The following is a 12,931-nucleotide window of genomic DNA, read 5'->3' as shown; positions in this document are numbered from 1 at the left end:
ATCCCGATGATGACTTGCCTCGAGACTTTGAAAGCAAGCGAAAGCAGTATTATCAAGACCTTCAGCAGCCACTAGATGCTGCGACTTTTATTGAGGACCTTCAGTCGGAAATGACAGAAGCACTCACCGAGTTCAACCAAGGACTGTCAAACAATCCAAAAGTGAAACTCCTGAACAATCGAGGAGGGTGGATTCATCTGATACCGGTTCCCAAACAGCCGGAACCAGAGCGTTTGATGGCATTGAAGAAAGAGATTACCAATCGCTGGTCAATAGTGCCATTGCTCGATGTGCTGAAAGAGACAGAAATGCGGCTTCAGTTCACTGGGCACTTCAAAAGTATAGGGAGTCGTGAAGCACTGGCTCCAGGGGAGTTACGCAAACGGCTGTTACTCTGTCTCTATGCAGCAGGGACTAACCTCGGTATTCAGAGGATTGCCCACGGTGAACATGGGGTCAGTGCCTCTGAGCTTCGCTATATCCAACGCAAGTTTGTCTCGAAAACGGCATTGTCTCAGGCAATTGGTGATGTGGCCAATGCCATCTTCCGCGTCAGATTACCTCACATCTGGGGCGAAGCCACTACTGCCTGCGCTTCTGACTCCAAGCAGTTTGGCACTTGGGACCAGAATTTGATGACGGAATGGCACGCTCGCTACAAAGGGCGCGAGGGGTCATGATCTACTGGCATGTAGAAAAAAAGGCTGTCTGCATTCATTCCCAGCTCAAGCGTTGCTCCTCCTCAGAAGTCGCTTCCATGATTAAGGGGGTGCTCAGACATTGCTCTCAAATGTCCATCAACAAAAGCTATGTTGATACCCATGGCCAAAGTGAGGTCGGCTTTGCCTTTGCTCATCTCTTAGGTTTTCAGTTAATGCCTCGGATTAGGAACATTCAGAAGCAGAAGCTCTATCTATCAGAAAAGGGACAAAAACAGCAATTGGAGAATCTCGCATCAATCATCAAGCGACCTATCCGCTGGCAGCTGATTCGAGCGCAGTATGATGCCATGGTCAAGTTTGCCACTGCTCTTAAAACAAGACACTGCCGAGCCAGAAGTGATTCTTGCTCGCTTTACGCGCAATCATGCCAAACACCCAGTTTATCTCGCTTTAGCTGAGCTGGGTAGAGCAGTGAAAACCGTCTTCTTGTGTCGGTATCTACATGATGAGCGAGTTAGGCAAGAGATTCAGGAAGGTTTGAATGTTGTTGAGAACTGGAACAGTGCCAATGATTTTATCTTCTATGCCAAAAATGGTGACCTCACCGCCAGCAGAGTCGCACTACAAGAGATCTCCATGCTCTGCCTACATCTGCTCCAGATCAGTTTAGTTTACATAAACACACTGCTGATTCAGGAGGTTCTCTCTGACCCGCAATGGATGCAACAAATGGGTGTGGATGAGCTAAGAGCATTAACACCGCTGATTTATTCTCATGTCAATCCCTATGGCATTTTCGCTTAGTCATGACTGAACGATTGCTGATTGAGGATATTGCAAGCTGATGACTAGATTTTTGTGACCATCTCTTTTGCATCTCTGAGACGGAAAAAACCATCTTTGGAGACATAAGTTTAACTTATGGAAATACACCCTATTTGCTGCATGTGAAAGCTTGCACCATGCTTATGGCACTTCGTTGCAGCTACGCTTGCATTATCCCATGTATGACGATCGAGGTGTGCTGATTGCGTCGCCCTCGAAAGAAACCCTACCGACTCTGCCGGAAAACTTGAATATCCTACGCTACGAAGATGTTCGACCTAGCGAGTTTCTCCTTTAGAATTATTGGTTGCTCATTTTTTTTCAATATCCAACGCTATGTTGCTTGTTGCTGACGCCGCGAACTATCTCGATTAGGCGATCGCCCAATCTCCAACATCCCTCCTCATATAGACCCAAACCTCTCATCAAATCACTAAAGCAATAGCATTCTAATTTCACAAGACCCAAAAGCAAGAATATTTCTCAATTATTGTCTCCCAAAAGCTAAAAATAGCTCAAACAGCATCTCTATAGATACGTGTAGAGCAAGAATCAAAATACTCGAAGCCCTTTCTAAACGATACAAACCAAGACTTTCAGTCAAAGCCTTCTCTCCTAGAATCTCTTTGTTTACATAACTTAACTTGATCTTATTGCGAATCTTTGTAGAATAGCTCCAGAAAGATTATTGCAAAAGATAATCAATAAAATATTTAGCATCGAGTTTTACTCGTGAGCTTATAACTATGCAGACTTATGACAATCCAGGCGTTAAATACGATTGGTGGGCAGGCAATGCCCGGTTCGTAGATTTGTCTGGCAAATTTATTGGGGCACACGTCGCTCACACTGCGCTTATCGTGTTTTGGGCAGGAGCCTTTACACTCTTTGAGATTTCTTCCTTCGACCCAACTATTGCAATGGGTGAGCAAAATCTCATTTTGTTACCACACCTAGCCACACTAGGTTTGGGCGTCGGTCAAGATGGGGCAATTAACACCTATCCCTATTTTGTTATCGGAGCAATACACCTTATTTCTTCTGCCGTACTCGGTGCAGGTGGACTTTTCCACACTCTCAAAGCACCAGAAGATCTCAAGATCACAGATGGAACTGCAAAAAAATTCCATTTCGAGTGGGAAGAGCCAAAACAATTGGGCATGATCCTAGGCCATCACTTGCTCTTATTAGGACTAGGAGCACTTCTTCTCGTTGCAAAAGCAATGTATTTCGGTGGGTTGTATGACGCTGCAACCGAAACTGTGCGAATTGTCACCGAACCAACACTAAACCCTGCAAGCATTTACGGTTACCAAACTCACTTTGCAACCGTAGATAACCTCGAAGATATCGTTGGTGGACATATCTATGTTGGCGCTCTCCTCATTGGTGGTGGAATCTGGCACATTATTGTCCCCCCACTCAGCTGGGCGAAAAAAGTACTCCTTTTTTCTGGCGAGGCAATTTTGTCCTATTCTCTCGGTGGTATCGCTCTTGCTGGTTTCGTTGCGGCGTACTTCTGTGCAGTTAATACAGCAGCTTATCCCGTTGAATTTTATGGGCCAGTCCTTGATGTGAAATTAAGCATTGTTCCTTATTTCACCGACACTGTCGACCTGGGATTAAATCACCATACTTCACGGGCATGGCTAGCAAATATGCACTTCTTCTTTGCCTTCTTCTTCCTACAAGGTCACCTATGGCATGCTCTCAGGGCAATGGGTTTTGATTTCCGTCGTGTAGAGAAAGCCCTCTCTACGATTGATGCTTAAGTTTTAGACATTGACTTAGACATTGGTTGTTACTCTTACAAGAAAGTTTTTCCTCTCAACGATAATCGGGTTCCTTCCAGTGATTTGGAACCCTTTTTTTCTTCTTTTCTCGATATACAAATCTGACATCGAAAGATTTGTATCCCTCTTTGAAAATCTTTTGATTAGAGATGCCGATTTGTTTTCCTCTTAATTTACATTCACTTCAACGGAATTTATCATGGCAAAAATTGGTCTATTTTTTGGTACTCAAACAGGCAATACTGAAGAGATTGCAGAAACGATTCGCACAGAACTTGGTGGCGAAAGTGTTGTTGATCTTTTTGATGCAGCTGACATCGATGCTAGCGATCTCAGTAACTATGAATATTTAATTATTGGTTGTCCCACATGGGATATCGGAGAGCTGCAATCCGATTGGGGCGGACTATATGAAGATCTTGATGATGTTGATTTTAGCGGTAAAACAGTCGCCTATTTTGGCGCTGGTGATCAGATCGGTTATGGCGACAATTTCCAAGATGCCATGGGGATGCTAGAAGAGAAAATTTCTGGCCTTGGTGGTAAAACAGTTGGCCAATGGTCTACTGATGGATATGAGCACACTGCATCAAAAGCGGATCGCGGTGGTAAGTTCGTTGGCCTTGCTCTGGATGAAGATAATCAATCCGAAATGACAGCTGATCGTATCTCTGCATGGGTCGCTCAAATCAAGCCAGCATTTGGCCTTTAAAGTTTAAATTTTCCTCATGTGTGGGGAGTCGCGATACTGACTCCTCATTTCTTTTTTTAGTAACTGTCTTTACTAGGTTTAGATTTTTCACCTCAATCTTTTTCAGCAATCTAGTTTTTTAGAAGTTGATTTTAAAAGAAGTAGACAATTCAGATAGACAAAATCAATTTAAGGTTTATTTTTAATGATGGACAAATTCTCTTTGTTGGATGCAGTAGATATTTTGTGGATTAATGTAAGTCCAGCATTAAAAGTTTTTAATCAGCCTTTTTTAAGAGAATTATCGAAGTCTTATAAAGTTGCAACGTGGGATTATACTCAATCTCTTGATGAAGGAGCTTCCCTTGATAATACGATTCAGCTTCTCCATGAATACTTAAGTCAAAGCGATCGCCCACTTCATCTCATGGGCCATGGTACAGGTGGCTTACTTGCTCTGTTATACGCTTATAACTACCCGAAAAAAATTAAGTCCCTAACACTATTTTCTGTTGGCGCATACCCAGCTATTGACTGGCAAGCCCATTACTATGCTCAACTCAGGCTACTACCTTGTCCGCGTACAGTCCTTTTAAAGCAGACCGTTTACAACTTGTTTGGGATACAGAGTAATGACACGGTTCTGAATCTCATCAATCTTTTAGAGCAGGATCTACAGACAGCTCTGTCTTTGCATACGCTGTATCAAACCCTGAGATTAACGCCGAAGGGGATAACTGTCCCGCTAATGGTTTGCTGTAGCGAAGATGATGTCATTATCGATCCTAAATTACAAAAAGATTGGCGACCTTGGATGAAGCAAACAGATCATTTTTGGCAATGTCCTGAAGGTCGCTACTTTTTCCATTATTTTTATCCTCAAAAAACAGCTGAGGCAACAGCTAAATTCGTTGCACAGCAAGAAGTTTATGACTTTTTCTCAATCTCTGCTTAGTTGGAGATCTGTTGAGATTTTATAAAAATTTGAATATCTCGCTTTGTCGCCAATTCCAGAAATAAATCGCTGGGAATAATTTGTTCGACTGGATATAAGCCTTTTTTACTGAGTCGCTGAGTGAGTAGTAATTCTGCGACTAAGCCAACGCCCTGTCCTGCGGCGATCGCCGTATGCTCATGCACCATATCAATAGTCACTTGTGTCGGTTTACCATCTTTTACTCCTGTGACAATCGCTCGCATGGCCACTCCTACACCAGTAAGGCGATCGCTCACTTGCGTCATGCCATAACTAATTTTCGATAAACTTTTGATCACCCTAGAATTTTTGAGCAGACCAGAGGGCAAAAGCGTCATGGTGCGTGTGAGCTGATTATAAATATGCGGGATAGACCCGAACTTTGTAATGACCGTTTTAACAGGGAAAGATTCTGCAAACGTAAAAGTTTCCGCCACATCAAACCAATAAACAGTCGCTTTGCTAATAGGAACTGGGAAATCGATTTGCTGGGGCTCGGAATAAGGTTGTTTCTTCATCCATTGGCCATCCTGCCACACAGAAAAAGGTTCCAATAAGCCCAAGAAGGTCGTGGTCATTACCGTTTCGCCAGCGCCTCCAGAACCTGCTACACCGTAATACAATTCGATCTTTTCCGATTTATCTAACTGCTCGACCCCAAAGCGCACCATGCTATTGGAAATACCCGGAAACACACCCACATTACAAATCGCTGTAATCCCTGCCGCTTTAGCCTCTGCGCATAGAGGTTTTATCTTTTCGTAGAGACAACGATGGTCGCTCACATCAATATAGTTTGTACGCTCAGCAATGCATGCTCGCAATACTCGTCCATCACGCCGATGGAATGGCCCCGCACAGTGAATCACAAGGTCATGGTCGGCGATCGCCTGTCGTAACTTCCCTTGCCAACCTAGATCAAGCTGTAAAAATCCAACCTTTGGTGTAGAGGTAGAGAGAGGGTCAGACCCTGCACGTCTCCCTGTCACCGTAATAGACACCGAACCTTGTTTGGCAAGATCAGCTGCAACTCGCTGACCAATCTGTCCAGTTCCGCCCAAGATTAAGATTTTTTGTACCATTACACCGCCCTGAGTTGCCCAAGTTTTGGTATCGTTAAAAAGTTAGCGCATCAACTCTTACCTAGCACTTTATGTCTCCGAATGTCACTGTAGTTAAGCCAGCCGATATTTTGGATAACAACAAAGCTGTAAGCTTTCGCCGCCAAATCATTGAAGGAGCCAAACAAGCCTCGATGGTGTTGGTAGACTTTAGTCAAGTGACATTTATGGATAGCTCAGGTCTTGGGGCTTTGGTGCTCGCCCGTAAAGAAGTTCGCAATGCGGGATCTCAGCTCTACCTCTGCTCCCTTAACCACCAGTTACAAATGCTGTTTGAGTTAACGAGTATGGATCAAATTTTTGACATTTTTACGGATCAAGAAGAATTTAAGCGTCAATACTTAGACCCCCTTGGTTAATTTTTTGACTCCGCAAGGCTATGGATCAACTTAAAACATTTCACCCGACTGGAATCTTTGACAACATTAAGGTTCTAGAGTTTCGAGATGATTTGCTCAAGAGCGTGACCGATGAAGGAGCAAAGCGAATCCTCCTGGATTTCTCAGGGATTACGTTTATGGACAGTGCTGGTCTTGGCTCTCTAGTACTACTCCTCAAAACAGTGCGAGCGCATGGCTGCAAAATGTATCTCTGCAGCGTCAATCAGCAAATTAAGATGCTGTTTGAGCTAACCAATATGGATAGTATTTTCGAGATTTTCAGCTCACAAGAAGAGTTTTTAGAGCACGCTCAAGGCTAAAGCCTCATTATTTTGTAATGGGTCGGTTATGGCGATCGCCCGATTGAATGACATTAAAAATCTCTCAGAAAAATTCCTTCTACCGTGATGTAGGCAAATCTGATTCTGGATATCGCTGACACAGATTATAAAAACCTCTTATCCATAAGGGTTCATAACGGAATGTGCACCAAGCCAAAATGGGCATGGCTATGGTGCAGAGAAAAAAGAGAGAGGCAGTTCCTTCTAATCCAAGGGGAAAATGGACATTAGACAGTAGAACCAAGTCATTGTCGAGTAAGCCGCCTTTGCCGACACGGTAGGTAATCCGAAAGGTGTCGCTAAACATAAGCTTGCCGAAGAATGAGCAATTTTCGAGGAAACTAAATCCGGACAACATTGCATACATTGTTTGTTCGCCGCCAACATAGCAAAAATATCTACCGAGGGCGAAATAGCCACAAATGAAGACCGCCAAAATCTCGGCGACATGACCCATCATGGTGATAGCTGCTTGATGCCAAGGACTGATTAAACAGAGAAGATGCAGCACTGCTAAACCGCCCAACAGAATTAATGTGCGTGAATTGCGCCGATAGAGGAAAGCAATGTATCCCAGCAAGATATAAACTACTGCGACGAGGATGCCGACTTGATTGAGGGCGAGGGTGATACCTCCACCAAAAATAAAATCGAAGCTCGGTACTGCAGGATAGCCAAATGCCCAAAATGCTACTGCATGTCCCAACTCATGCACAAAGGTCAAAAAAGTATTCAAGATGAACCGGCTGAAGGGAATCACAAAGATTGCAACACCTATGCCTAACCCAATGGCGATCGCCTGAATGGTTTCTTTAGTGGGCGATCGCCATTGTTTTTGAGGTGAGCGAGCGATGGCAATATTTGCATTGAAAGCATCTTGAGGTGCAAAGACTTCTTTCCAGAGATATTTTTGTTGTTGGCGATGATAGACGTTGAGATAAACCTTACGAATCTCGTCAGCATTCAAGGATTGAACAGAGGTTTGGATAACCTGACGGCAGTGGTGACGGTCAACAGTTTCTATGACATTGAGTTTAATCACCAAGGCATTACTGGTTTGGGTGATCTGACTATGCCAGAGATGCGGTGCCAAAATTTTTTGTAGTTGCCTCGCTAAATCTGTACGCTGCTGTTTAGCTTCAGGCGATTTTTTGATTTTTGCGATGTCTGCGGAAGATTGTTGGCGTTCCTCTGATGAAAGTAATCCTTTGGCGATCGTCCATTCCCAATCCGGCTCTAGTTCTCCAAATCGACATCCAACGGCTGTAATCGTCAAAGTTAAATGCTTTTGCCAATAGGATTGCAAAGATTGTAGTTGCGCTTCGATTTTTTGTTGGTCTGGAGTTATGGCACCTTCAAAAATAATCTTGAGATGTTTTTCCGCTGGCATCTTGACCATCACCCGAATACCTTGATTGCGAAGTTCAGCCTTCAGAATTTCGGCGATCGCCCTTGGATTCCCTTGTTGGGCCAGTTGATAAATCTCTTCAGATTTCACAGCTCCGTCACGCTCTCATTTAAGTTCTCTCTTTAAATTTAGTCGCTGGATCAAGAGTTGCGGCGATCGCCCAATCATCGAATACAAGTTTTTACAAGTACGAAGAACCCATTATTCAGTTCCTTAGCAACGATATCTGAAAGTAGTCCTATGAGATAATTAGGTTGCTTTTGCTATATTTCTGTGGACTTTATAATTCATGAAATTGCTATCTTTTCAGAAGTCTCTACCTGTTCTAACCCAAGCTGTAATAGCGACTACTGTTGGCGCTTTTAGTATCTTTAATGCAACTCCCGCAATGGCAGGAAATGCTGTATTTAATGAAGATTTAGCAACTGTTGAGACTGCGTTTGGTCGATATTATACCCGCCTCACCACGCTTGATGACGGAACAAATACCCAACGAATTTATACCTTCAACACTACGGGCTTACGTGCGGCAATTCCCACTTTGCCTGCTGGAACAAAGTTTTCTATTTTATTCGTAAATGAAAAAGCCCAAGATGTTTTTCTTGATCTTCCTGATAGTGATGCGAATAAATTCCGCTATGACCAAGATGTTGCCTCTAGTTTCTTTCGATATGTTTTGGGATGGACACCACCAACTTGGTTTGAGCTAGATTTTTCTCTGTTCGGTGCGTACATAGAGTCTACATATGAGTATTGTCTTGGGGATGGGGTCGCCACAAGTTGGCAAACGGTTGAGCCGTCTGGACAGTATTTCTATTCGGAACTGCCAAAGCTGTACTACGACACTCAATGTGCACCTCCCTACGAGCAATAGATAGCAGTCTAGGTTGAGAAGGCTTTATTTACTGGCTATTAACAAGAAAAAGGCGGTTGTCTGCTGTCTAGGTTGATCTGTTTGGAGTACTTTGATGTACAAGGACTGTTGTAATGGCGATCGCCCACTTGTTTATCCTCACTGCTCGATTTCGCGAGATCGTAGGGTGATTTGATAGCTGTACTAAAAATTTGCAGCCTTACCCTATTCTCAAGGCGATCGCCAAGAGATTCGTAAACATAGACCCGACGGATATCCAGTAATGACGCTGCGCAGTAGGTTGTATTAAGTTATTAATCTGCATATCTCTATTGCGACTCCTATGACCTTTGATTCAGTTGTCCGCTACCTCAGCCGCTCACCACTTACTGAAGAGTTCAATCAAAAGCTCATTAAGCGTCAAGAAATTCAGCTTAGTGGCTTACCGCGTTTGCCAAAGGGTTTGGTGGCATCGAGCATTGCGCAGGTGCAAGAAAAGAATTTATTGGTCGTTTGTGCAACGTTAGAGGAGGCAGGGCGTTGGGCGGCGCAATTGGAGGCGATGGGCTGGAGTCAAGTGCTGTTTTATCCGACTTCTGAGGCTTCTCCCTATGAGGCGTTTGATACCGAATCGGAGATGGTTTGGGGACAGATGCAAACGTTATCGGTGATGAGTCACCAGTCATCACCGAATAGTAAAAAGCTGGCGATTGTGGCGACGGAAAAGGCTTTGCAACCCCATTTGCCACCGGGAGATGTATTTGCGGATTATTGTTTGACGTTGCAACCTGGGGAAGAAACTGACGGGAAGGCGATCGCCTCCACTCTGGAAAGGTTGGGATATGAGCGCACAACCCTTGTGGAGACGGAGGGACAATGGACAAGGCGTGGTGATATTGTCGATATTTTCCCGGTGTCGTCGGAGCTGCCAGTACGGTTAGATTTCTTTGGGGATGAGCTAGAAAGCATTCGGGAGTTTGACCCAGCAACCCAACGTTCTCTCGACAAGTTAAAGATTTTAAAGTTAACACCCACTAGATTTAGTCCGCTTATTGGTCAGGCGATCGCCGATCCAACAGATTTAAATCTAACTGATGAAGAATTAGAACAATGGGGTGAAGGGAATTATCCAGAAGGGATGCAACGATTTCTTGGGGTAGCGTTTAATGAGGTGGCATCACTCCTAGATTATTTACCCGAGGATACGCTGGTTGCTGTCGATGAACGCGATCAATGTTTAGCCCATGGCAATAAAACCTTTGAAACGATTGATGCCCAGTGGAAGCTGATTAATGGCGAACAGACTCTACCGAAAATCCACCGAACTACGGAAGAATCTTTTGAGTTATTGCAGGATGCATTCCATCGGATCATTCTGTCTGAACTAGACGACGCAACAGATAAAGCGATTAATTTATCCAGTCGTCCCCTACCGATTACACCCCATCAATTCGGGAAGTTGGCAGAAATTCTACGGGGTAAACGGGAAATTTACAGCACCATCACCCTCGATAAGTACAATACTTGGCTCGTTTCCGCGCAACCATCCCGTTCGGTATCCTTGCTCCAAGAACATGATTGCGCCGCACAGTTTATCCCAAACCCCAAAGATTTTCCTGCCATCAAAAAACACCAAATCCAAGGCACGGCGATCGCCCTGAAATATAAAGGTCAAGCGGAACTCGAAGGGTTTATTTTGCCGACCTATCGCATTGCGATTGTCACTGATAAAGAATTCTTTGGACAGCACACTCTCACTAGTTTTGGCTATATCCGCAAACGGCGACGGGCAGCATCAAAAACTGTTGATGTTAATAAGCTTCGTCCGGGTGATTACGTTGTCCACAAAAGTCATGGGGTCGGTCGTTTCCTCAAGATGGAAGTGCTGCAATCCCGTGAATATTTAGCCATTAAATATGCCGATGGTTTGCTGAGAATTCCAGCAGATTCTCTCGATACCTTATCTCGTTATCGCAAGACAGCAAAAGGTCGCCCCCAACTCCACAAACTAGGTGGTAAAGCTTGGGAGAAAACAAAAAATAAAGTCCGTAAATCGGTTAAAAAATTAGCCGTCGATCTCCTCAAAATTTATGCTCAGCGCGCCGAAATGAAAGGCACCATTTACCCAGTGGATGCACCGTGGCAACAGGAGATGGAAGATTCTTTTCCTTACCAAGCGACACCGGATCAACTCAAGGCTGTACAGGACATCAAGCGGGATTTGGAGAGCGATCGCCCGATGGATAGACTCGTCTGTGGCGATGTGGGTTTCGGTAAAACTGAGGTAGCAATCCGCGCTATTTTTAAAGTGGTGACTAGCGGTCATAAACAGGTAGCGTTATTGGCTCCGACAACAATCCTGACCCAGCAGCACTACCACACACTCAAAGAAAGATTTTCGCCCTATCCCATCAACATCGGTCTGCTCAACCGTTTCCGCACCGCCTCCGAACAAAAGGAAATTATGCAGCGACTTAAAAATGGCGAACTCGATATCGTTGTCGGCACACAGAAGCTCTTAGGAAAAGAAGTCAAATTCAAAGATCTCGGAATGCTTGTCGTCGATGAAGAGCAGCGCTTTGGTGTGAATCAAAAAGAAAAAATCAAGGCAATGAAAACAAAGGTTGATGTCTTGACGCTCTCCGCCACTCCGATTCCGCGGACGCTTTATATGTCTCTCTCAGGCATTCGGGAGATGAGCCTCATCACGACGCCACCACCATCCCGTCGCCCCATTCAAACCCATGTTTCTCGCTATCAATCAGAGGCGATTCGGACGGCTCTCCGCAATGAGCTTGATCGCGGTGGCCAAATTTTTTATGTCGTTCCCCGCGTTGAAGGTATCGAAGAGATTGCTGGACAACTACGCGAAATGATTCCCTCCGCACGGGTGGCGATCGCCCATGGCCAGATGAATGAGTCTGATCTGGAAGCAACGATGCTCACCTTCAGCAATGGCGAGGCGGATATCTTACTTTGCACGACTATTGTGGAGTCTGGCTTAGATATTCCCCGAGTAAACACGATTATTGTGGAAGATTCCCAGAAATTTGGCTTATCTCAGCTTTATCAACTCAGAGGACGGGTCGGGCGATCAGGTATTCAGGCACACGCATGGCTGCTCTATCCCAGTAAAGGCGAACTCACGGAAAAAGCACGGAAACGTCTGCGAGCATTACAGGAATTCAGTCAGTTAGGTTCTGGCTATCAATTGGCGATGCGTGACATGGAAATCCGGGGTGTCGGTAATCTCCTCGGCGCAGAACAGTCCGGCCAAATGGAGGCGATCGGCTTTGATCTTTATATGGATATGTTGCAGGAATGTATCAGCGAAATTCGTGGTCAAGAAATCCCACAGGTCGATGATTGCCAAGTCGATCTCAAACTTACTGCATTCATTCCCGGTAATTACATTACTGATACCGAGCAAAAACTGGATGCCTATCGTCTCATCACTAACGCCAACTCCAAACCAGAACGTATGCAAATCGCATCAGAATGGACAGAACGTTACGGCAAATTACCATCTTCTGTTGAACAACTTTTACAAGTAATCGAACTTAAAAGTATTGCTAAATCTCTTGGTTTTTCTCGCATCAAACCTGAAGGTAAACAAAATATTTTATTAGAAACTCCCATGGAAGAACCAGCCTGGAAACTCCTCGAAGAAAAACTACCGAAACATCTTCATTCACGTTTTGTTTATACGCCGAAAAAAGTAACTGTACGAGGTCTCGGCACAATTAAACCTCAACAACAACTTGACAACCTCATTCAATGGTTAGGCATGATGCAAGGAGCTTTAGCTGAAGCCTCAGTTGTTTAGTAGAAAGATGGGTGATCGCCTAGATATATGAACAAATAACCTTCATCAATCTGCC

At 44.4% G+C, this 12,931-nt stretch carries 10 protein-coding genes and 1 pseudogene; 9 read left to right on the top strand and 2 right to left on the bottom strand.

Features of this window, described 5'->3' with window-relative positions; genetic code table 11:
• Positions 1-110: 110 nt before the first annotated feature.
• The 5 genes and pseudogenes from LEPTO7376_RS28945 to LEPTO7376_RS06870 all read left to right on the top strand — a co-directional run bounded on the left by LEPTO7376_RS28945 (position 111) and on the right by LEPTO7376_RS06870 (position 4,926).
• A pseudogene (locus LEPTO7376_RS28945) lies at positions 111-1,120 on the top strand (Tn3 family transposase).
• Positions 1,002-1,466, top strand: a complete 465-nt coding sequence (locus tag LEPTO7376_RS28940) for a Tn3 family transposase (RefSeq protein WP_083891145.1) — start codon at positions 1,002-1,004, stop codon at positions 1,464-1,466. Before LEPTO7376_RS28945 ends, LEPTO7376_RS28940 begins: the two are co-directional and overlap by 119 nt.
• A gap of 767 nt (positions 1,467-2,233) precedes the next feature.
• Positions 2,234-3,259 (top strand): chlorophyll a/b binding light-harvesting protein, encoded by a 1,026-nt coding sequence (locus LEPTO7376_RS06880; RefSeq protein ID WP_015133492.1) that lies wholly within the window; start codon positions 2,234-2,236, stop codon positions 3,257-3,259.
• A gap of 220 nt (positions 3,260-3,479) precedes the next feature.
• A complete protein-coding gene (gene fldA, locus LEPTO7376_RS06875) occupies positions 3,480-3,992 on the top strand; it encodes a flavodoxin FldA (protein ID WP_015133491.1) in 513 nt (170 codons plus the stop codon).
• Between the two features lie 184 nt (positions 3,993-4,176).
• On the top strand, positions 4,177-4,926 hold the full coding sequence (locus LEPTO7376_RS06870) for an alpha/beta fold hydrolase (RefSeq protein ID WP_015133490.1): 750 nt from the start codon (positions 4,177-4,179) through the stop codon (positions 4,924-4,926).
• Here the strand turns inward: LEPTO7376_RS06870 and LEPTO7376_RS06865 are convergent.
• Positions 4,923-6,029, bottom strand: a complete 1,107-nt coding sequence (locus LEPTO7376_RS06865) for a saccharopine dehydrogenase family protein (protein WP_015133489.1) — start codon at positions 6,027-6,029, stop codon at positions 4,923-4,925. The genes LEPTO7376_RS06870 and LEPTO7376_RS06865 overlap by 4 nt on opposite strands.
• Positions 6,030-6,100: 71 nt before the next feature.
• Here LEPTO7376_RS06865 and LEPTO7376_RS06860 point away from each other — a divergent pair, with 71 nt between their 5' ends.
• Positions 6,101-6,427 carry an STAS domain-containing protein gene (locus LEPTO7376_RS06860; RefSeq protein WP_015133488.1) on the top strand — a complete coding sequence of 109 codons (327 nt, stop codon included), beginning with the start codon at positions 6,101-6,103 and terminating at the stop codon, positions 6,425-6,427.
• A 20-nt stretch (positions 6,428-6,447) separates the two neighbouring features.
• On the top strand, positions 6,448-6,768 hold the full coding sequence (locus LEPTO7376_RS06855; protein WP_015133487.1) for an STAS domain-containing protein: 321 nt from the start codon (positions 6,448-6,450) through the stop codon (positions 6,766-6,768).
• A gap of 79 nt (positions 6,769-6,847) precedes the next feature.
• Here LEPTO7376_RS06855 and LEPTO7376_RS06850 read toward each other — a convergent pair whose 3' ends face one another.
• Positions 6,848-8,287 carry a hypothetical protein gene (locus LEPTO7376_RS06850; RefSeq protein WP_015133486.1) on the bottom strand — a complete coding sequence of 480 codons (1,440 nt, stop codon included), beginning with the start codon at positions 8,285-8,287 and terminating at the stop codon, positions 6,848-6,850.
• A gap of 199 nt (positions 8,288-8,486) precedes the next feature.
• Between LEPTO7376_RS06850 and LEPTO7376_RS06845 the strand changes: the two genes are divergently transcribed.
• Together LEPTO7376_RS06845 and mfd are read left to right on the top strand one after the other, a co-directional pair.
• Positions 8,487-9,071, top strand: a complete 585-nt coding sequence (locus LEPTO7376_RS06845; RefSeq protein WP_015133485.1) for a hypothetical protein — start codon at positions 8,487-8,489, stop codon at positions 9,069-9,071.
• Positions 9,072-9,393: 322 nt separating this feature from the next.
• Positions 9,394-12,876, top strand: a complete 3,483-nt coding sequence (mfd, locus tag LEPTO7376_RS06840; protein ID WP_015133484.1) for a transcription-repair coupling factor — start codon at positions 9,394-9,396, stop codon at positions 12,874-12,876.
• Positions 12,877-12,931: the final 55 nt, after the last annotated feature.

This window comes from [Leptolyngbya] sp. PCC 7376, from assembly GCF_000316605.1.
In the GTDB taxonomy this organism is placed as follows: Bacteria; Cyanobacteriota; Cyanobacteriia; order Cyanobacteriales; family MRBY01; genus MRBY01.
This window is presented reverse-complemented; position numbering and strand designations above follow the sequence as displayed.